The sequence below is a fragment of the Roseateles oligotrophus genome (assembly GCF_025717515.1).
Taxonomy (GTDB): domain Bacteria; phylum Pseudomonadota; class Gammaproteobacteria; order Burkholderiales; family Burkholderiaceae_C; genus Paucibacter_A; species Paucibacter_A oligotrophus.
In genome coordinates this window covers 69,170-89,456 of the sequence record NZ_JAJIRN010000008.1, presented here as the reverse complement: position 1 = coordinate 89,456, position 20,287 = coordinate 69,170, and the positions used below count along the sequence as shown (strand labels likewise).

The 20,287-nt window shown below is 63.0% G+C and carries 21 protein-coding genes; 6 read left to right on the top strand and 15 right to left on the bottom strand.

Going from position 1 to position 20,287, the window contains the following annotated elements:
- Nucleotides 1-93: 93 nt before the first annotated feature.
- From LNV07_RS17915 to LNV07_RS17875, 9 genes are all read right to left on the bottom strand, one after another.
- A complete protein-coding gene (locus LNV07_RS17915) occupies nt 94-639 on the bottom strand; it encodes a pseudouridine synthase (protein ID WP_263572545.1) in 546 nt (181 codons plus the stop codon).
- Between the two features lie 60 nt (nt 640-699).
- Nucleotides 700-1,479, bottom strand: coding sequence for a LytR/AlgR family response regulator transcription factor (locus LNV07_RS17910; RefSeq protein ID WP_263572544.1), 780 nt, complete (start codon nt 1,477-1,479; stop codon nt 700-702).
- Nucleotides 1,480-1,507: 28 nt separating this feature from the next.
- Nucleotides 1,508-2,218 carry a hypothetical protein gene (locus tag LNV07_RS17905; RefSeq protein ID WP_263572543.1) on the bottom strand — a complete coding sequence of 237 codons (711 nt, stop codon included), beginning with the start codon at nt 2,216-2,218 and terminating at the stop codon, nt 1,508-1,510.
- Nucleotides 2,215-3,315: a sensor histidine kinase gene (locus LNV07_RS17900; RefSeq protein ID WP_263572542.1), complete on the bottom strand. Its 1,101-nt coding sequence runs from the start codon at nt 3,313-3,315 to the stop codon at nt 2,215-2,217. The genes LNV07_RS17905 and LNV07_RS17900 overlap by 4 nt, the downstream gene beginning before the upstream one ends.
- Before the next feature lie 230 nt (nt 3,316-3,545).
- The gene (locus LNV07_RS17895) at nt 3,546-4,091 is read right to left on the bottom strand and encodes a chemotaxis protein CheW (protein ID WP_263572541.1); all 546 of its coding nucleotides are present in this window, start codon (nt 4,089-4,091) and stop codon (nt 3,546-3,548) included.
- A 149-nt stretch (nt 4,092-4,240) separates the two neighbouring features.
- Nucleotides 4,241-4,819, bottom strand: a complete 579-nt coding sequence (locus tag LNV07_RS17890) for a GNAT family N-acetyltransferase (protein WP_263572540.1) — start codon at nt 4,817-4,819, stop codon at nt 4,241-4,243.
- Between the two features lie 10 nt (nt 4,820-4,829).
- Nucleotides 4,830-6,185, bottom strand: a complete 1,356-nt coding sequence (locus LNV07_RS17885; protein ID WP_263572539.1) for an MFS transporter — start codon at nt 6,183-6,185, stop codon at nt 4,830-4,832.
- 328 nt (nt 6,186-6,513) lie between these two features.
- Nucleotides 6,514-7,362, bottom strand: coding sequence for a GNAT family N-acetyltransferase (locus LNV07_RS17880; protein ID WP_263572538.1), 849 nt, complete (start codon nt 7,360-7,362; stop codon nt 6,514-6,516).
- Nucleotides 7,363-7,366: 4 nt separating this feature from the next.
- Nucleotides 7,367-9,001, bottom strand: a complete 1,635-nt coding sequence (locus LNV07_RS17875) for a gamma-glutamyltransferase family protein (protein WP_263572537.1) — start codon at nt 8,999-9,001, stop codon at nt 7,367-7,369.
- Between the two features lie 185 nt (nt 9,002-9,186).
- On the opposite strand from LNV07_RS17875, the gene LNV07_RS17870 reads away from it, so the two are divergent.
- The gene (locus tag LNV07_RS17870; RefSeq protein ID WP_263572536.1) at nt 9,187-9,588 is read left to right on the top strand and encodes a hypothetical protein; all 402 of its coding nucleotides are present in this window, start codon (nt 9,187-9,189) and stop codon (nt 9,586-9,588) included.
- Between the two features lie 98 nt (nt 9,589-9,686).
- Here the strand turns inward: LNV07_RS17870 and LNV07_RS17865 are convergent, their stop codons facing one another.
- On the bottom strand, nt 9,687-9,878 hold the full coding sequence (locus LNV07_RS17865; protein WP_263572535.1) for a hypothetical protein: 192 nt from the start codon (nt 9,876-9,878) through the stop codon (nt 9,687-9,689).
- Nucleotides 9,879-10,273: 395 nt separating this feature from the next.
- On the opposite strand from LNV07_RS17865, the gene rsgA reads away from it, so the two are divergent.
- From rsgA to LNV07_RS17850, 3 genes are all read left to right on the top strand, one after another.
- Complete coding sequence (rsgA, locus tag LNV07_RS17860) at nt 10,274-11,368, top strand: ribosome small subunit-dependent GTPase A (RefSeq protein WP_263572534.1); 1,095 nt, start codon at nt 10,274-10,276, stop codon at nt 11,366-11,368.
- Nucleotides 11,369-11,423: 55 nt separating this feature from the next.
- Nucleotides 11,424-11,768 (top strand): nuclear transport factor 2 family protein, encoded by a 345-nt coding sequence (locus LNV07_RS17855; protein ID WP_263572533.1) that lies wholly within the window; start codon nt 11,424-11,426, stop codon nt 11,766-11,768.
- Between the two features lie 199 nt (nt 11,769-11,967).
- Nucleotides 11,968-14,217, top strand: coding sequence for a TonB-dependent receptor plug domain-containing protein (locus tag LNV07_RS17850; protein WP_263572532.1), 2,250 nt, complete (start codon nt 11,968-11,970; stop codon nt 14,215-14,217).
- Here the strand turns inward: LNV07_RS17850 and LNV07_RS17845 are convergent, their stop codons facing one another.
- Nucleotides 14,218-14,418, bottom strand: a complete 201-nt coding sequence (locus LNV07_RS17845) for a hypothetical protein (protein ID WP_263572531.1) — start codon at nt 14,416-14,418, stop codon at nt 14,218-14,220.
- A 108-nt stretch (nt 14,419-14,526) separates the two neighbouring features.
- Nucleotides 14,527-14,667, bottom strand: coding sequence for a hypothetical protein (locus LNV07_RS17840; protein ID WP_263572530.1), 141 nt, complete (start codon nt 14,665-14,667; stop codon nt 14,527-14,529).
- 143 nt (nt 14,668-14,810) lie between these two features.
- Here LNV07_RS17840 and LNV07_RS17835 point away from each other — a divergent pair, with 143 nt between their 5' ends.
- Nucleotides 14,811-15,833: a formylglycine-generating enzyme family protein gene (locus LNV07_RS17835; protein WP_263572529.1), complete on the top strand. Its 1,023-nt coding sequence runs from the start codon at nt 14,811-14,813 to the stop codon at nt 15,831-15,833.
- A 7-nt stretch (nt 15,834-15,840) separates the two neighbouring features.
- Here LNV07_RS17835 and LNV07_RS17830 read toward each other — a convergent pair whose 3' ends face one another.
- On the bottom strand, nt 15,841-16,515 hold the full coding sequence (locus LNV07_RS17830) for a histidine phosphatase family protein (RefSeq protein WP_263572528.1): 675 nt from the start codon (nt 16,513-16,515) through the stop codon (nt 15,841-15,843).
- Between the two features lie 154 nt (nt 16,516-16,669).
- Nucleotides 16,670-17,071, bottom strand: coding sequence for a hypothetical protein (locus LNV07_RS17825; RefSeq protein WP_263572527.1), 402 nt, complete (start codon nt 17,069-17,071; stop codon nt 16,670-16,672).
- Nucleotides 17,072-17,377: 306 nt separating this feature from the next.
- On the opposite strand from LNV07_RS17825, the gene LNV07_RS17820 reads away from it, so the two are divergent.
- Nucleotides 17,378-19,042, top strand: a complete 1,665-nt coding sequence (locus LNV07_RS17820; RefSeq protein ID WP_263572526.1) for a hypothetical protein — start codon at nt 17,378-17,380, stop codon at nt 19,040-19,042.
- Between the two features lie 10 nt (nt 19,043-19,052).
- Here LNV07_RS17820 and argJ read toward each other — a convergent pair whose 3' ends face one another.
- Nucleotides 19,053-20,282, bottom strand: a complete 1,230-nt coding sequence (argJ, locus tag LNV07_RS17815) for a bifunctional glutamate N-acetyltransferase/amino-acid acetyltransferase ArgJ (RefSeq protein ID WP_263572525.1) — start codon at nt 20,280-20,282, stop codon at nt 19,053-19,055.
- Between the last annotated feature and the right edge of the window lie 5 nt (nt 20,283-20,287).

Below are 20,287 nucleotides of genomic sequence, written 5' to 3'. Positions count from 1 at the left end.
GGTGCGTTGCTGAATATCAGCTCCGCATACTAGGCTCGCCGGCTTGCTGCTTTCTTGCAAGGGCCGAGTTTTCGCAAAGTCTGTTGTGGCGATTCACATCGGCAATTGCACCCATTCCCCGGGCCGCAAGGGGTGGCTGGCGAGCGAACAAGGGCCGATTGCGCTGCGGATCAAACGCAGCGTCGGAAAACCCACCGCCGCCGTCATGCGCCGGACTTGGCGGTTCTTGCCTTCTTTGATCGTGATGGCCAGCCAGCTGGTCGGGATGCTCAGGCGCTTACGCACCGGCGGGTCGCGCGGCCACAACCAGGCCGGTTCTTCGATCTGCTCGACCTTGCAGGGCTGGGTGACGAAGTCGCGCAAATCCAGCGGCTGGCTCAAGCGCAGCAAGGCTTGCTCGTCGGGCACGCCTTCGACCTGCACCGTGTAGGTCTTGGCTTCTTTGTGCTTGGGGTGGCTGATCTGGTGCTGCAGGCGGCCGTCATCGGTCAACAGCATCAGGCCCTCGCTGTCGGCGTCGAGCCGACCGGCGGGGTAGATGTCGGGAATCTGCAGATAGTCGGCCAGGGTCTCGCGGCCGGCCTGCGGCGAGAACTGGCTCATGACTTGGAAGGGCTTGTTGAAAAGAATCAGTTTCATTGGGGACGGGCAAAAAGCTGCCGGATTGCCCGCCAGTATCGGCCCATCGCCGCAGCGAGCTCACATCTGCTTGAACAAATGCGTGTAGCTCTCGGCCACCAGCAAGGACTCCGAGCGCTCCTTCAGCTTCAAATTCAGACGGCCGCGAAAGTCGCGTGAGGCGCCGGCAATCGCCGCCACATTGACCAAGGTGCTGCGGTGGATTTGCCAGAACTGCTGCGCGTCAAGCTCTTCCGCCAGCTCCTTCAGCGGCTTGCGAATTAAGGCCTCGGCGTCGCGTGTCACGACACGGGTGTATTTGGTGTCGGCTTGAAAGTACAAGACCTCGTCAACCGTCAGCAGCCGCAAGGTCTGCCCAACCGAGGCATTGATCCAGCGCAGCGGTGCGCGCGCCGGCGCCAGCCCGGCACCGCGAGGTTCTTGCGTTAGCTTGTCGAGCACATCGCCCAGATCGGCGGGCGCTTCTTGCAGGCGTGCTTTAAGCCGGCTTATGGTGGTGAACAAGCGCGGCATCGACAGCGGTTTGAGCAGATAGTCGACCGCGCCGGCCTCGAAGGCGTCGATCGCGTATTGGTCATAGGCCGTCACAAAGACGATATGGCCGCGCCCGCCCGCCGCCGACAACTGCCGAGCCACCTCCAAGCCGGTGGCACCCGGCATTTGAATATCCAGGAACAACACATCCGGCTGATGCTCGGCCACCATGCGCAGCGCCGCAATGCCGTCGGCCGCCTCGGCCACGATGCACAACTCGGGCCAGACTTGACCCAACGCCTCGATCAACTCCTGCCTGAGCGTCTCCTCATCCTCGGCCACCACGGCGCTACAGCTTTTGCCCATCAATCAACTCCATCAAATCCCGGGCCAATCATCGACGGCCCCCACCCATGGCCGCACGCAACTGCGCGATCAAACCGTCCATTTGCGTCGGCGCCTGTCCATCCCCTCGCGCGTAGGCCTGCTCGATCGCCAACAGCGAATCGAACAAGGCTTGTGGCTCGAGCTGGGCTTGTTTGGCCGCCAAGCGTGCAGCCATCGCCTCGCGCGCGCAACGGCTCTGCTCGTTCAGCAAGGCCTGCAAAGCCGCGTCGCTTCGCCGCCTTCTTGTCAGCATTTCGAACGCTGCGACCACCAAGCCGCCTGCGATCCAGGCGTTCAAGGCCTCGCCCAGCCCATTCAGCCATGATGCCCCCGAGGGGTCATAGGCCGGGCAGATATTGCAAGCGAAGGCCACGGGCGCAAGCAGCAAGATATGCGGCATCAACCAACGCAGCAGCAGCGACGAAATTGCCGCACCCAGCAGCACCGCCAGCAACAGGCACCGGGTGCGCCGGGGGTCTGCGGGGTCACTGCGATCGGCCGGCAACCAGCACAGAAAAACGAACAGGGACTGGCACATGAGCTTCCCCGTCGAGAGCATCAAGGCGGTCCAGCGGTCCGGCCCGGAGCCAAAGTCCAGCATCGGCCCCAGACTCTCCATCCCCAGATAGACGGCCACCAGCAAGGCACAGCCAAGCTCGGAGCCCCGCATGGATCGCCAACTCTGCCAAACATGGGCCCAGCCCGCCAACATCTTCATGGCCTGACCTCCTGGGGCCAAGGCAGGCGAATTCGCGCCAACATGCCACGCGGCTGCGCCGCCTCTAACTCTAGGCTTGCACGGTCCCCAAAATAGGCCCGCAGTCGCGCCCGCGTATTGGCCAAGCCGACGCCCGACCCGGTGGCGCCAGAAAAACCCGCACCGTTATCGCGCACTTCCAACACCACCTCGCCCAAGGCCGGGCCGCGCTTGGCGACGATCTGAATCTGCCCGCCTTCGGTCAGCGGCCCCAGCCCATGTTTGATGGCGTTCTCCACCAGCGTGGCCAAGATCAAGGGCGGCAAGCGCAGGGCCAAGAGCTCCGCGTCGGCGGCGATATCAAAGCGCAGTCGCTCGCCCATACGCATTTGCAAGATATGCAGATAGTTGCGCAGCAAATCCAGCTCCTGCCCCAGGCTGCTCACCTGCTCACGCATGCCGGGCAGAGCCGCGCGCAAATAGGCAATCAAACTGCCCAGCATGTCGCGGCCGCGATCGGGCGTGGTGGCATACAGGCGGCGAGCGGTCGCCAGGGTGTTGAACAGGAAATGCGGTTCGATCTGGGCATTCAACGCCGCCATCTCCGCCTCCATTTGTTGCGTGCGCAAGGCCTCACCCTGGCGCCTGGCCAGGCCTATGCGTGCGCGCAACTCGCTGTCGCCCAAACTCAGGACCAGCACCGCATAGGCCAAGCTGCCGAACAAGCCATACAGCGCCAGCCGCGTCAAAAAAAATCCCCACAGCAGTTCCGCCGTCGGCAGCCGCCATTTCAGCCAAGCCAAGCGAAGCAACATCGCCAAAACCAGGCCCAGCAGCACCAGACCCACCCGAATCACCCAAGCTGCGCGAGCGCTGACGCGATACCGCCTCTGCAGCCAAACCAGGCTGGCCTCGGCGCAAGCGGCGCTCAGCAAGATGAACAAGCCGGGCAGCAAGGCCAATCCGGAATAGCCGATGACGATTTGCAGCCATCGATCCGCCAACGGCCCATCAGCCTTGTACCAAGCAAGCGCGCGCGCCAAACCCCAGAGCAGGCTAATGGCCACCATGGCGCCTATCACCCGCAGCTTGAAGATTGAAAAGAAGGCTTGTTTCATGCACAGCAGGCCGAGGACAGCGAGGAATTGTCGCGCCTGTGGCTTGGTTCTCCTTGGCTCGAACACAGAGGAAGGCGAGCCGACATCCGGCCCGCCATTGCTCATTGTCGGCAAGGCGGGCGGGGCAGAGAGACGCTATGCGACCAAGTCGCCTGGACGGCGACCAAATAGGATTTTTGGGGGCTGACTAACACCCGGAGACTGTCAAGGCTCGCATGGGCAACGCAGGCTCAGACCAGGCAGTCTTCCAGCACCTGCGCCGACTCGGCTTCGCCAGCAACGGCACCCAGATCGCGCCCGTCCAGCAGCCGGTTGAGGTCCAAAAGCACCAGCATGCGCGGACCTACGGAGCCGATGCCCGAGATGCATCCCTCATTGGCCATGCCGTTCATCGCTGGCATGCAGCGCTGCTGCTCGGGGGTCAGGTCGACCACTTCGTTGACGTTGTCGACCACGATGCCGACGCTGCGCTGACTCAGATTGATGACGATGGTCACGGTCGCAGCGGTGACCTCCGCCGAAGGCATGTGGAAACACCGGCGCAAATCGATCACCGGCAAGACCTCGCCGCGCAGATCGAGCACGCCCAAGACCTCGGCGCTGGCACCGGCCAGGCGCGTCGGGGCTTGAAAGGAGCGAATCTCCTGCACGCAACTCAGCGCGATGCCGTACTCCTCTTTGCCGAGGTGAAAGGACAGGTACTCGGTACGGATTTTGGGCGCCGCAGTTTGGCCGGCAGAGACCAAGGACCGCGAAGAAGATGTGTGCTGGCTCATGGCTTGGGCTCCGGTGGGGCTGCCAGCAACATGCTGGTGCCGCGATGATAGGGAGCGATGCGCCACCGTGCGCTTGTACGGCGTCGGTTTCCGAGGCGTATCTCACGTTCGCGGCTCAAACAGGCCCTTGAGGCGAGCCCCCGCCAAGCTCAGAGCCCGAGCCTCGCATAAACGCAGGTATTCCTGAGCTCGCCGGCCGGCGTCAGACTGTCGCGCCGCAAGATCCCTTCGAGCTCGAAGCCACAGCGCTCGGCAACAGCGCGGCTGCGCAGGTTGACATCGTCCATGCGGATCTCGACCCGGCGTGCCTGCAGTTGCTCAAACGCCATCCGCGTCAAAGCCATCACCGCCTCGCTGACAAAGCCGTGGCCCTGAGCGCTGCTGCGAATCCAGTAGCCAATCTCGAAGCGGCGTACTTCCCAGTCCAGACGGTGCAAGCCGGTACCGCCCAGCAGGCGCCTACCCTCGGCGGCACGGTCATAGATTTGGTAGGTCAAATCACGGCGGGCGATGAAGTCGGCGCAGAGGCGGCGCGCCACCGCCTCGCTGTCTTCAAAGCTCGGTGCTTGTTGGGCCCAGGGCATCCAGGGACTCAATGCCCCAAGCGACTCGGCGATAGCCACGGCCATCGCCGGCCCAATGCCGGGGCGCGGCGCGGCCAGCAGCAAGCGCTCGGTCTCAATCGTCTCGGGGACTTCGATCAGGATGGGGTCAGGTTTTGCGGGCATGGCGTCTCACTTACTTACTTGGCATCAACTCGATGGACAAACCCGGCGTCGCCTCGGCGCCGAGCGCCGGCTCTTCCTCATCCGGCGTCGGCAAATCGCTGACATGGCGAAGCATGGTGTAGCGCCAAGCAAGCAGGCTCAGCAGCAAGGTGCCGACGCCCGCAAACCAAAGCGCTGAACGCAGCCCCACATGCTCGCCCAACCAACCACCGGCCAGCGCGCCCGGCGCGGCAGGAATCAGGATCAACCAGCGCATCGTGCTCGTCATGCGGCCCAACATCGGCGCCGGCGTCACGGACTGCCGCAAGGACAAGAAGTTGATGAAAATCAGCACCGCGCCGACCCCGAACACAAACAACATGAACGCAAAGGCGGCAACGCCGAAACGGTTGGCCGGGGCCAGCGCCAGCAGCAGCCAACCCAGGCCGGTGAGTGCGACACCCAAGACCAAACAGGGCCCGGGGCCAAGCCGACGACTGATGCGGTGGCCAAAAATGCTGGCCAGGACCGTGCCCGCGCCGAGCGCCACATAGCTCAAACCGACCTCCTGCGCAGTCAGCCCCAAGGTGCGCGTGGCGAACAGGATTTGCACCACTTGCGCGGCGCTGTAGAACAACTGCCAGCCGCCCACCGTGCAGGCCAAGCCGATCAGCAGCACGCGCTCGCGCACGAATCTCACCCCCGCCTTGAGGTCTCGCCAGAAGGCCGCTCCGTCGACCTTGTGCAGTTCTTCATCGACCTTGATGCCGCGCAAAATCAGCGCCGAGATCAAGACCAAGACCGCATCAACGGCCAAGGTCATGGGCGCGCCCATCAGCTTGATCAACATGCCGGCAAGACCTGGCCCCGCCACCTCAGCGCCACTGGAAGCCAAAGCGTTCTTGGCATGGGCCTCAACCAGCCGGTCGCGGCTGACCACCTGCGTCAAGACGATCTGTGCGGCGCTGCCCGCCGTGGTGTAGACGGTGCCCAACACAAAGCCCACCACATAGAGCCAGGTCATGGTCAACCAGCCCATCAAGGAGGCCAAGGGTACGGTGGCCACGGCAATAGCCAAGAGCGTCTCGCCCCAGATGTAGACGGGCAGTTTGCGGACGCGATCCAACCACACGCCCGAGGGCAAGGAGAACAGCACGAAGGGCAGTATCTCCATCGCGGTCAAGAGCCCCATTTGAGTTGGGCTGGCATGGAGCAACACGGCGGCCGTCAGCGGCAGCGCGAGCATGGTGATCTGGCCGCCGAGCGAGCTGATCAAGATCGATGACCACAGACGCCGGTAGACGGCGTCGCGCAACAGGTCGGTGGCGGGCAGCGTCAGTGCTTGCCGTATTCGTTCAAACCATGAGCTGAGCAAGGTTTGTTGCATGGGGAAATCTCCAAATATCTGCCACCGCAGCTTGGGCTAAGCGGGGCCTGCGCAATTCTCTTTTGGCGAAACCTCGGCGTACCGGGGTTTCATTGACGGGCACGGAAGTTCTCACGCGCCGGGCTGGGCCTACACCGTCAATTCGGCGTCGCCAGCGCTGCATGACCGCGAGCGCGCACGCCAGCGGCACGGGGCGTGCTGCGTCGGGTGCGGTCGAGAAGTTTGGTCATGGTCTGCTTGTCTGTGGGTTTGACTTCGATCAAATCGGCTGCCATGGTAGCAGCCCGACCAAGCTTGAAACAAGTGAAAAAAGACATATGCGGCCAATTCAGCGCAAAGGCCGCACATCTCTGGCGGGCCGACGCTGCGCCGCAAATGCACGCGACACCGAGGCAAAGCCGAGCGAACGATAGATGTCTATGGCAACATCGTGCGGGTCAGCGCACATCACCAACGTGGCCAATTTCATACGCTGGAAGCCGTAGCTCAACACATGGTCGATCAAGACGGTACACAGGCCCCGACGTCGCCATTCGGGGTGGGTACCGACATGCTGAAAACGACCCAGATCACCTTGCCTAAAGAGTCCGCAGTCGGCCACCAATTGCCGACCACGGTAGATGCCGAACCAATGGCCCAAACCGGCGAGTTGCATGGCCCGGTAGCGCCGCAACTGCTGCTCACGAAAGATCCGGTAGCCGCTGGGCTCAAAGCCATCCTGGGGGCCGACGCTGTCGCACTGCAGATTCAAGACCGCAACAAAGTCCCCGGCTTGCGTCAAATCCATTGCGCGGAAATTGAATCCGACGGCCAACGATTTGCGCTCGACAAGCTGCTGCGCAGAGTTCAGGGCCAGGCACTCGCTGGCATGGATCTCGAAACCAGCAGCCGCCCAAGCCCGCAGCGGCTGATGCGGCCCGCTGGCGTCATAGCCAATCGCCACATGGCCGGACTCAGCGGTGAAGCGCCCGACTTCTTCGTCGAAGCGTCCCAGCCAGTAGGCCAGCCCCGCGTCGTCCGGCGGCTGCGGCAAGATCAGGCAATTGCCCCAATAGAAGCGCGGATTGCCGGGCGTGCGCACCAGCACGCAATCATCCCGCTCGCTTATTTGGCCGTCGAACCGGGCAAAGATCAGATCGGTTTGCCAGCCCAGCGAGAGCTGATCGATCAATACCATGCGCCTAGAAGCCCACGGCAGCGCCGTCCCGGCGCGGATCGCTGGCCGCCACATAACCCTCCACGCCAGCGTCGCCCATCCTCCAAATGAACTGGCCGGCGCCAAAGTCTTGATAGCTGTCGTGAATGTCGCCGATCTGGTGCCCCAAGGCACGCAGGCCATCAATCGTCGCCGCCGGCATATGCGGCTCGACATTGATCGACAAGCCTTCGTTGAAGCGCCAGCGTGGCGCGTCGCAGGCAGCTTGCGGGTGCTGGCCAAAGTCCAGCATGCGCACCAAGGTCTGCATATGGCCTTGCGGCTGCATATTGCCGCCCATCACGCCATAGCTCATCACCGGCTGACCGTCACGGGTCAAGAAGGCCGGGATGATGGTGTGGAAGGGGCGCTTGCCCGGCGCGACCACATTCGGATGCCCGGCCTGCAGCGTGAAGCAATGGCCACGGTTCTGCAGCGAGACGCCATAACCAGGCACCACCAAGCCGGAACCAAAGCCCATGTAATTGCTCTGGATGAAGCTGACCATCATGCCGCTCTCGTCCGCCGTGGTGAGATAGATGGTGCCGCCCTTGACCGGGTTGCCTGCCTTGAAATCCTGCGCACGACTCATGTCCACCAACTTGGCACGCTGAGCCAGATAGCCGGGGTCCAACATCTCGGCCACCGTCACCTCCATGCTGCGCGGGTCGCCGACGTAACGATATACGTCAGCGAATGCCAGCTTCATCGCCTCGATCTGCATATGCTGCGCCCGCACCCCATCAATGCCGTCGCCCGCCTGCCCGGGCAGATCGAGATGCTTGAGAATGCCCAGCGCGATCAGGGCCGCCAGCCCCTGGCCATTGGGCGGAATCTCGTGCAGCTCATGGCCGGCATAGCTTTGCGAGATAGTCTCCACCCACTCGGGCTTGTAGTCGGCAAAGTCGGCCGCCGTCATCGCGCCGCCGGTTTCGCGGGCGAACTTTTGCACCGCCTGCGCCACCTCGCCGCGATAAAAGGCCTCGCCCTTGGTTTGAGCAATCAAACGCAAGGTTCGCGCCGCATCCGGAAATTTGAACAACTCGCCAACCTCGGGCGCGCGGCCGCGCGGCAGAAATGCCTGAGCAAAACCCGGCTGCTCGGTCAACTCGGACAAGGCCGCCGCCATCGCCCATTTGCTCCGCACGATCACTGGCACCGCATAGCCGCGCTCGGCAATCTCGATCGCCGGCGCCATCAAGTCAGCAAACGGCAGCTTGCCGAATCGCTCGCTCAGAGCGACCCAGCCGGCCACCGCACCCGGCACCGTCACCCCGCCCCAGCCGCGCTTCGGCGGCGCCTTGATATCGTGGCCATAGGTCTTGAAGAAATGTTCGGGCGTCCAGGCGGCCGGAGCGGTGCCGGAGGCGTTCAGGCCATGCAGTCGCGTGCCGTCCCACAGAATACAAAAGGCATCCGAGCCCAGCCCATTGCTGCAGGGTTCGACCAGGGTCATGCAGGCGGCGGTGGCGATCGCCGCGTCGACCGCATTGCCGCCCTGCGCCAAGATGCGCAGCCCGGCTTGTGCGGCCAGCGGGTGCGAGGTCGACACCACATTGCGGGCGAACAGCGGGCTGCGCACGCTGGCGTAACTCTTGTTCCAGTTGAAGGAATGCGTCATGGCGGGCTCTCTGGATGTTTCGCCCCATTGTCAATCGACTTGCGCCTACTGCATGACTACTGGCGTCGCTGAAAGCACACAGATCAACTGTTTGTAACGCTTTGCAACACCGCCATCCCAGGGTCAACCCTGGGCTTAGGGCTGTCGTTGAACCCATACCTTTCGCAACCCTTGGAGAAATCCTGATGAAGACCGCACTGAAGAACGCAATGATCCCTGCTCTGCTGGCTTTCACAGTTAGCGCTGCATTCGCTCAAACCGGCGCGACCGCCGCTCCGACAGGCGTAGCCAAGACCGCCGCTGCGGCAACTCCAAGCGCGCCGGCTGCGGTGGCAACCCCGACGGCCCCAACAGCGGCAACGGCAACGGCGACCCCTGCCCCAGCCAACACAATGGCCGGACATGAAGCCGGGCACAAGGCCAAGCATGGCAGCAAGCACAAGGCCGACAGCAAGCCTGCGACAACAACAAGCGCCGCCCCGACGGCAACGCCTGCTGCTGCGCCGGCAGCAAAGGCCGAAACGGCCCCCACCATCAAGCAGGCGGCGGAGGCCAAAAAGGCCGAGCAAGCTCCCGCCAAGTCTTGAAGTGACATGAAGGCACGGGCGTCCTGATGAAACGTTAGGGTCGGCTGAATGCGATTTTGAACTGAGCTGCTTTTTCTTTGCTTTTCGTCAAAGCGCTGTCACAAATGAGCTGCACAATAGCGTTCATTCAAGGCAAGAACCGGCTGCAGATTGGGCAGAGTTCTGGAACCCGTCACCAGTGCCAAGAAAACCGTCGCCATCTTTAACGATGGTGTCCGGAAGTCAGAAGGGCCACAAACCGCAAGGTCGTGGCCCTTTGCTTTTGTGGCGGCCACTTTCTTGATTGCCATGTTGCTTGCCGCTCACGATTCCGCTTGCGGAACTTGACCCAGGCCCGGCCGCGCAGGCACACTCGCCCGCTTCCTTCATCAACTCTATAAGGAGCACAGCATGGCTAAATTCGATATTGCCCTCTCGTCGTCGGCCGCCGCGCTCCTGCAGCAGGCGCTCGCCACTGCCTGATTGATTGTTTGAATGGTTGAAGCAGCAGCGCCTTTGATGGCGACCCAGCTGCTTCACTAGCTCGTCATCAAGCAAGCCTGAGTTGCTGCCGCCCGAACTGCCAAGTTCGCTTGCGGCCGACGCTTCGCATCCCCTGCCCCGCTTGGCCCCTGGTCAGCGGTCATTGCCGGTCTGTTTCGTTTTGAACGCAGACCGGCTGGATACGTTCGTCTGCAAACCCATCATGCTCAACTTAGAAGCACATTCACTCAACACACTGCACTCACTCGGACTCAACTTTTCCACCTTAAGACCCGCACTCGCAGCGCTGGACTGGAGCGACGACGCTCGGCTCTGGCGACTGACGGAGGTACACCGTGATGCCTTCGGGCTGCAAGCGGGTGACGCCTCTTCCGTCCAGGCCCGCGCCTTGCCCGCGCTGACGCAAACGCTGCACGCCAGCGGCGAGAACCTCTGTGTCGGCGACTGGGTGCTGACGCGGCGCAACAGCTTCGGTGATCATTGGATCCACGCCCGCGCCACCCCACTGAACACCTTGACCCGGCGTGATCCCGAGGGGCGCCGCCAAGCGCTGGTCAGCAATGTCGATCTCGCCGTCTTGGTGATGGGCCTGGACCATGACTTCAAACTCGCGCGTCTTGACCGCTATCTGGTGCTAACTCATTCCGCCGGCGTGCCCGCCCTGATCGTCTTGAGCAAGGCCGACCTGTGCGCGGACGCATCGGCCAAGATTGCCGAGGTGCGTGAGCATTTGGGCCGCAGCCGCGGTGGCCTGCTGGACATCCTGGCCGTCGACGGCAACGCGGACAGCGCCCGGACTCAGCTCTCGCCCTGGCTGGGCCTGGGCCAAACCCTGGTGCTTTTGGGCTCCAGCGGGGCCGGCAAGTCCACCTTGACCAACACGCTCTGTCAGGCCGAGCTGCAACTGGTGGGTGGGGTGCGCGAGGACGACAGCCGCGGCCGCCATACGACCACCTCGCGCAGCCTCAAACGCTGCGTCGGCGGCGCCTGCATCATCGACACACCGGGCCTGCGCAGCCTGCAGCTGGATGCCGATGTAGCCACGCTGAGGCTGGCTTTTGATGATGTCGGAGAACTGGCGGCCGAGTGCAAATTCAGGAACTGCTCGCATCAAGGTGAACCCGGCTGCGCGGTGCGCGAGGCGCTCAGTCCGGCCAGGCTCAAGAGCTTTCAAAAACTGCAGCGAGAGGCGGCTCGCGATCAGATGACTCATCTAGACAAGCGCGAGCAACTGGCGGCTCGCAAGATCTGGGGGCGCATCGGCAATGCTGCGGTGCGGGCCAAACGCGGCGACTGAGCCTCAAAACGGGCGCATGCGAAACTGCGCCCTCTTTGAGCCAATGAGAACGTCCATGAACCGCACACCGACCGAGTTAGCCCAAGACCAACTGCAGGCCTATAACGCCAAAGATCTTGACGCCTTTGTAGCCTGCTATAGCGAGGATGTGAAGGTGTGGCGCATGCCGGCCGACGCCCCCCGCTTGGTCGGGCGCGAAGCCTTTCGCGAAAGCTACCGCAGCGGGCCGTTTGCGCAGCCGCAGGTGCAGGCCGAGATCGCCCAACGCATCGCGATGGGCAACACGGTCATCGACCATGAAATCGTGCATGGCCGCGCAGATGTGCCGCAGCAGGTGGCGGTCGTCTACCGTTGCCGTGACGGGCTGATTGCCGAGGTCTATTTCTTTGCCCCAGATTGAGCCGCAGGCCGCGGTCTGCTTTGGTAAAGAAGTTAAAACCAGCGGCCTTTCAGCCAAAAATATGGACCTGGCGTGAGATGCTTGCGCCCCAGGGTAATTTGAGTTTTCGCCGCCGCAGGCTCTGCCCCACCTGTCGACACGAATCCGTCTTCTACCCAATATGTATTCATCCAGTTTTCGCCTTGCCTACCTAGTCCCTTTGCTTGTTTCGAGCACGGTGTTTGCGCAAAGCAACCCCGAGGCGCCGCCCTCTCCCGCCTCCGCAGCCAGTGCCCCCAAGCCAGGAAAATCCACTTCCAAGGCAGAACAACTGGATCGCGTCGAAGTCAGCGGCAATGCCAGCGATGACGCGGCACGGCGGTCCTCCACTGCGTCAAAAATCATCATCGGCCGCGAAGAGATCGAACGTTTTGGCGACGCCACCGTCGGCGAGGTGCTCAAGCGCCTGCCGGGTGTGACCACAGGTGGCCGGCCCGGCCGGGGCGGCGACATCCGCATGCGCGGCATGGGCGGCGGCTACACGCAGATTCTCGTCAACGGCGAGCGCATGTCGCCGGGCTTTTCGCTCGACCAATTGCCGCCCGAGCAAGTCGAGCGCATCGAGGTGATGCGCGCGCCGACGGCCGAATACGGCGCCCGCGCGGTGGCCGGCACCATCAATGTGGTGCTGCGCGAAGCCTTGGCCAAGCGCCTTAACGATCTGCGCCTGGGCCTTGCCTCGGAGCGCGGCCAGCTTCGCCCCAACGCCGGCTGGACCCGCAGCGACAAGCTGGACGAACAGGGCGGCGCCTACAACCTGAGCGTCAATGTGCAGCAGGCCGACACGCTTGATGATCTCGATACCGTCAACATAAGCCGTAAGCTGCATACCCAGGCGCAAAGCAGTTTGCTGACCAAGGCGCAAACCAGCGGCCAGCGCCAGGCCTTGAACTTGAGTGCGAAGTTGCAATGGCGCTTGGGCGACGGCGAGACCTTCAATCTGCAACCCTTTGCCGTCGCCTCGCGCAATAGCAGCGACAGTCACTCCACGCTCACCCGCGAGCCCTTGCCCACCGACGGCAGCTACTACTACGACCGCGCCCAAAGCCATACCGACAACCGGAATGAGATGGCGCGCCTGAACACGCAATGGCAAAAGCAGCTTGACGATGCCAGCCGTTTGGATTTGCGAGCGGGCTTGGGCCAAGCCCATGGCAAGGGCCACACGGAGCAACAGCAATTTCGGGGGGGGGCCGGTCAAGCCGTGCGCGAGCAATCCGATCACAGCGACAGCCGCGATCGCAGCTGGAGCCTCAATGGCAAGTATTCACACCAATTGGAGAATGAGCACAGCCTGGTCGGCGGTCTGGAAGGCGAAGGCACGCAGCGCAATCAGACCAAGACCTGCCTGCAAGACGGCCTGAGCTGCCGCAGCCAGTTGGAGTTCGGCGACGAGCTCTCGGCCAGCACCCAGCGCATCGCCGCCTATGCGCAGGATGAATGGAGCGTCGGCAAGCAGTGGTCTTTCTATGCCGGCCTGCGCGGCGAGTCGATCAGCACCAAGAGCCAGTCGGCCGCCTATGCCGTCAGCAACCGCTCCAGCGTCTGGACACCGCTCTTGCATGGCGTTTGGAAATTTGATGAGAAGAGCCGCGACCAACTCCGCGCCAGCCTGACCCGCAGCTACCGCAGCCCCAATCTGCAAGACCTGATCGCCCAGCCGTCGATCAACTCGCAATATCCCTGCCCCAGCAACCAGCCTTGTGGACCCAACACCGTTGACCACGCCGACCGCTCGGGCAACCCGAATCTGCGCCCCGAGCTGGCCACCGGCATCGACCTTGCCTATGAAAACTACCTGAGCAAGGGCGGCATTCTCAGCGTCAGCGCCTTTGTGCGCCGCATCAACGATCTGATGCGCAACGTCACCTCGCTGCAGAATGTCGGCTGGGCGGAAGTGCCGCGCTGGGTGTCGCAGCCGCAGAACATCGGCAAGGCGACCACCTATGGCCTGGAACTGGAGGCAAAGTTCCGCCTTGACGAATTTTTCAACGAAGCCTGGCCGGTGCAGTTGCGCAGCAATCTGAGCCTGTTCCGCTCGTCTGTGGACGGCATCCCCGGCCCTAACAACAAGCTTGATCAGCAACCAAGCGCCACCGCCAACCTCGGCGCTGACTACCGCTTGCGCAGCCTGCCGCTGAGCGTAGGCGCCAGCATCAACTGGACGCCGGCCAACACCGTGCAGCAAACCCTGCTGACCGAGGCCAGCACCAGCCGCAAACTGGTAGCGGATGCCTTTGCGCTCTGGAACGTCAATCAACAGACCTCATTGCGGCTGTCGGCCAGCAATCTGGCGCCGCTGGACTACAGCAACGCCAGCTTCACGCTGACGCCTGACAGTCAAGTGACGACCCATTCGAGCGGCGCCAGCTACACGCAATGGGCGCTGCGGCTTGAGATCAAGATCTGATCAGCGCTTGCCGCCTCTCGCGCCCAGCAGCCGCGCCGGCAAGTGCAAAAGCGCGCTCAGCAGCTCGAACAAGGCATCCACGCTGATGCCGATCAGCCTGAAAGGCAGGCTCAACAGCCAGACGATGGGCCATAGCAGCAGCGCGAGCAAGGCCAGGGGCCAGCACAGGATCAGCAGAATCAGCCAGAGCAGGAAGTTCATGGTCAATGTTGGCAGGGCCGTTGGGCCCCGACTTTTGGGTCGTCGCCCATCATAGGGACGCCGCAAGCTGGGTGGCGCGGCCAGGCGACAGGCAGTTGATTCGCCTTGTCAAACCGCAATAGCATGCGCTGGCCGGGGCAATTGGGGCGAATCCGGCGGGTTGATATAGCCATGGGCAAAGCCCTGGGCGGCCAAGCTCAAGGCCCACAAAATAGACCAAGGGATGTTGCCATTTTTAGCGAGCTTCATTTCATTGCCTCTTTGAATGGGCGCGATTGTCAGCCGTGATTGAAGGTTCGAGGCGAGCCGCTAACGGACTGTTACCGCTGTACACCCGCGCTGACAATTTGGCTTGCGGAGGCAGTTTTTCGCGACCGGTTTAGGATCGCGACATGAAATCCATTCACATCTATGCCTTGACCGCTCAGCTATTGGTTTTTTCTGTCGCTGCGCAAGCTGCCGAGGCAAAAACCTCGGCCGAACCCGCCGTCAACAGCATAGGCATGCGCCTGATGCGCATCACGGCGGGCGAGTTCATCATGGGCAGCGAAGAATCGCCCGCCAGCCTGGCCAAGGCCTATCCGCAATTGCCGGCCGAGCGCTTTCACAAACTGCAAGATGAAGCGCCGGCGCACCGCGTGCAGATCAGCCGGGACTTCTTTATCGGCGCACATGAAGTGACGGTGGGCCAGTTTCGCAAGTTTGTTGAGGCCAGCGGCTTCGTGCCCGAATCGATCAAAGACGGCACTGGCGGCTATGGTTACCGTAAAGACTACGACCCCAGCAAGACCGCACGCGGCGACGCGTTCGAGGGCCGCGACCTGCGCTACTCCTGGCTGAACCCCGGCTTCGCGCAGACCGATGCCCACCCGGTCGTCAACATCACTTATGCCGATGCGCTGGCGTTCGCGCAATGGTTGAGCAAGCTTGAAGGCAAACGCTACCGCCTGCCGACCGAGGCCGAATGGGAATACGCGGCCCGCGCCGGCACGCGCACGCGCTACCACTCGGGTGATGATCCGGCCTCGCTGCTCAAGGTGGCCAATGTGTTTGACGCCGACAGCGCGGTCAACTGGCCGCGCTGGAAGGACATGGCCCTGAGCGGCCATGACGGCTACGCCTTCACCTCACCGGTGGGCAGCTTCGCGCCCAACGCCTGGGGCCTGTTCGACATGCATGGCAATGCCTGGGAATGGGTGTCGGACTGGCATGGCGATGACTATTACGCCAACTCACCCCCCGTTGACCCACAAGGGCCGATCGACGGCGAGGTGCGCGTACGGCGCGGCGGCTCCTGGCACACCTGGCCGTTTTACGCCCGCGCCAGCTATCGCAACATCAACTCCGAGAGCTCGCGCTACACCTTGCTCGGTTTCCGCTTGGTGCGAGAGCTGACGGAAGCCGACAAGCCTTGAATCGGCGTCAAGCCGAAGTCACCATGCCGGCCTGGTCGGGCGAGTTCAGGTGCGGCAATACATTGAAGGTCAGCATGGCATGGCGTTTCGGATTGAAGCTGAACTCGGTCACCGCGCTGTTGCGAATGCGCAGGTTCAGGTCGATGACGGCCTCGCTGGAGGCTTGCAAAAGCTGACCAATTGCGGTGGAAATTGGCCCGCCGCTGGACACCAGCAAGACATGACCCTCGCATTGCTCGCGCACATGGGCCAATGCAGCCGCTACACCGGCCGAAAATTCGGCATAACTGGCCATCCCTTGTGGCTGCGACTGCCCGGCCATCCAAGCCCGCAAGCCTGCGCGCAAGAGTCGAAAGTGCTGCCGGGCCGACTCGGCGTCGACCGGCCGAGCCAGATCGCCGCTGTACACGCTGCGAATCAAGGCCTCGCTGTCGTACTCATTCAAGCCGGGCCGAAGCTGCACGGCGGGCAGGTCGGGCTGAGACAAACCCGCCGCGATGCCGGCCAAGGATTGCACATGGCGACGCAAGCCCCCACTCAAGACCGCATCAAAGCGCAGCCCGCGGGAACGCCAGTACGCGCCTAACGCCTGGCATTGACGCTCGCCAACGGGGCTAAGCTGGTCGTAGTCAGCGGCCCCCAAGGAGGCCTGACCATGGCGGACAAGATAGAGAATTCCCATGCACCCAATCATCGGGCCATGGCAAGGGTTTTGCTGTCGCGCGAGTGACCGCCATCACCTTGTCTGCGTCGCCCCTCGCACCAAAGAAGGTCGAAACGCAACCATAACAGCCCCCAAATCGGTGCATTGCAGATTCCTGCGGCCGATGCGCCGATCAGTCATCGCTCATCACAATCAACCATTCGCCTTCGCCCAAGGCCTCCGAATCCACCTCGTGCAGCCTGAAGCTCAGGCGCCTTTTCGGCGCGCCGGCTACCGGGCGACGAGCGGCCAAGGTCGGGTTGAAGCGACTCGGCGTCTGCTCCAGCACCGTCAGATCCACAGGCGGAGCACCGACGCGCCGGCGCAGCGCCTCGCGGTGCAGCCACAAGAGCAACTCGGGCGGCAAATACCCCCTCTCGAAATGAGTGCCGACGAAGTACTCGGCCATCAAACGCCGCGCCAGCGCGGTTCGCCAAAGACAGCGCCCGTCTGCTTCCGCCACCGTCAGGCAGGCATAGCCAAAAGCATCCAAGGCCGACCGTGGCGCATCGAGGTGTGGAGCGTGTGAGGGCATTGTTTTCATTTACAGAAACCACAGCAAGCCGCGTGCCAAGTCGCATACCAAGCCGCAGCGCATAGCGCGGGAAGCCGACGCATAGCCGGCGCGGGCGGCCGCGTCACTCGAACTGGCCCGGATCAACCCGGCATTTGTTTTTCTCCTTCTTTTCCAGCGTTCAAATAGCGCCTCGACGCTGCCGCAAGGCTTAGAGTTCAGGCACCATGCCAGGGTCCGCGAATTGATCGGCCGCACCCTGGCGATCAATGATTCCCGCAATTCCTTTTTTTGTAGCCCGTTCTTCTAGCCCAAAGCCCCGCATCCATGGATCGATTGGCCGAGCAGGTAGTGGCATGGCATAACCGCCATCCACTGGCAAAACGAATCACCATTTACGACGTCCATACGATTGGGGTCGTGGCTCTGCCGTTCATGCGTAACGCGCAGGCCGACGCGGCCGCTCGTCAAGCCGGCGCCAGAGGCAAGGTCGAACCGGTATTGACCGACGAAATTTCGGCCGAAAGCCTGGCGGCGGCCTGGGATGAAGAGGGGCTGACGATTGCCGTCAACCCGAATGCAGCCCATCTCGATGCGCTCGCCGATCAGGAGCCCTTGCCTGACCAGGGCGAGCCGGCCTGGCGCGCCTTGCTGGGCCGACTGGCATTCTGGCGCGGCAAGGGCAAAAAGAAAGACGCGGCTGCCGAGGCAAAGTCATGGCCGGTCTTCAGCGAGCGTTTCGTCAGCCACCTATCGCCTCGGAGCATCGCCGCATTCGCGCAGGCCCATGGCTACACCAGCCAACCCGGCGACGCGACTTGGCCGCAGCGCATAGTTCCGATCGACGAAGCGCTGATGGAAAAAAGCGGCGCGGCTAGTGGGTCGAGCAGTGGAGCTTGGCCCTTCGAACTCTATTTGATGAGTGCCGCCATCGATGCGGGACGCTCACGCAGCCGCATCTTGCTCGGGCGCGGCCGCCAACCGGCCATCACCGGGCGGCGTTGCTATAGCCCGAGGCGCTTGGGTTTGGTGGCACTTTTGCTGCTGGCTGTATTGGGCGCGGGTGCGGCCTTGCTGCTACCTCAAGCCAAGAAGGCTGAGTCGGCTGCGGCGGCCACCCCTGCAGCTTCCGCAGCCGCAGCTTCAGCGGCTTCCGCAGTTTCCACACCCGCAGCTTCTGGGCCTGCTTCGACGCCTGCGCCAAGCACCGAGGCGGCCAGCCACGTGCCGACGCCGACTGCCTCGGCCGCGATGCCGGAAGCAGTAGCCAGTGCGAGCCTTCCGCTAACGCCTATCCCGAGCGCAATATCCTTGCAGGCCTCCGCCGCAGCGGCCCGTGAAGCAAGCAAAGAAGCGGAGCAGGCCGAAGACAAGCCTGTGCCGCGGCCGGATATCCGGCCGATGTTCATCAAACCGATTCCGGGCCGCACCGCGCCGCCGCTGGGTGCGCCGCCCAAACAGGAGCAGACCGAGCCGGAAGAGGTCAAAAAGGCCGACAAAAAGCCTGAAGACAAAAAGACCGTCGTGGACCTGAGCGCCAAGCCAGAGCCGATTCAAGAGGAGCCGCCAAAACCCAAGGCTAAGTCGGCTTTGGCTCATGCCAGCAAGCCCAAGCTGTCATCCGAAGGGGCTAACGCTCCCGCGCCCTCAGCCGCCACTACTGCTGCCGCCATTTCCACTGCGCCCAAAGAACCGCCTCCAAGCAGCAAAGCCATCGCCAAGGCCTCGAGCTTGGTCAACAAACCCGTGGTTGCCCTGGTCGGGCCGGTCAGCGCCAACAAAGCCGACGCCGAAGCCACGCTGGCCCGCATGCGCGCGATGCTGTCGCCGGCGCAAGGCGGTGCGGGCGGCGCCGCGCTGCAAGCGCAGGTGTTTCAAACGCCCGAAGGCTATCGCCCTGCGGTCTGGCCCTTTGCCAGCCGCGAGGAAGCGCAGTTGATCAACGCCACCTTGATCGCGCGCGGCATGCGCACGCGGGCGGTGGATTTTTAGGACCGCTGATTTACGAGCGGTAATCGGCGTTGATGCTGACGTAGTCGTGGCTCAAATCACAGGTCCACACGGTGGCCTTGGCCGCGCCACGGTTCAGGCTGACGCGCACGGTGATCTCGGCCTGCTTCATCACGCGGGAGCCGTCTTCCTCGCGGTAAGCCGGGTGGCGCCCGCCGGCCTGTACCACCAGCACTTCGTCCAGATGCATATCGATCAAGGTCTGGTCGAGATCATTGATGCCGGCATAACCGACCGCCGCCAGGATGCGGCCCAGGTTGGGGTCGCTGGCGAAGAAGGCCGTCTTGACCAGCGGTGAATGCGCAATCGCATAGGCCGCCTGCTTGCATTCCGCCTCGTCGCGGCCACTCTCGACGACGATGGTGATGAACTTGGTCGCGCCTTCGCCGTCACGCACGATGGCCTGCGCCAACTGCTGCGACAGATCGACCAGCGCCGCGCGCAAGACTTGGCCCTCGGTCGAGTCCAGCGACTCAATGCGGGCATGCTTGGCTTGATGGGTGGCGACCAACACGAAGGAGTCGTTGGTGGAGGTGTCGCCGTCTATCGTGATGCGGTTGAATGAGGCGTCAGCGGCTTCTGTCACCAGCGCCTGCATCAGGGCCGGATTGATGTGAGCATCGGTCGCCACATAGCCCAGCATCGTCGCCATATTCGGGCGGATCATGCCGGCGCCCTTGCTGATGCCGGTAAGCGTGACCGTTTGGCCTTGGATCTGAATCCGGCGCGACGCAGCCTTCGGGACCGTGTCGGTGGTCATGATGCCCAAGGCGGCCTGCCCCCAAGCGTCCGCGCTCAAGGCTTTAAGGGCTGCGGGCAAGCCTGCAATGATGCGATCGACCGGCAGGGTTTCCATGATCACGCCGGTCGAAAACGGCAGGATCTGCTCAGGGCGCACTCCCATCAAACCAGCCAGCGCTTCACAACTCTGCTGCGCCCGCGCCAGGCCATCGGCGCCGGTGCCGGCGTTGGCATTGCCGGTGTTGACCAGGATCGCGCGAATCGCTTGCCCAGCGGCCAGATGCTGGCGGCAGAGTTGCACCGGTGCGGCGCAAAAGCGGTTGCTGGTGAAGACGCCGGCAACGCTGGCGCCCTCGACCAACTCGATCACGCTGAGGTCACGCCGATCGGCCTTGCGTATGCCGGCCATCGTGACACCGAGGCGAACGCCGGGCACGGCAAACAAAGAGGCGGGATCGGGTGCGCTGAGATTGACGGGCATGATGA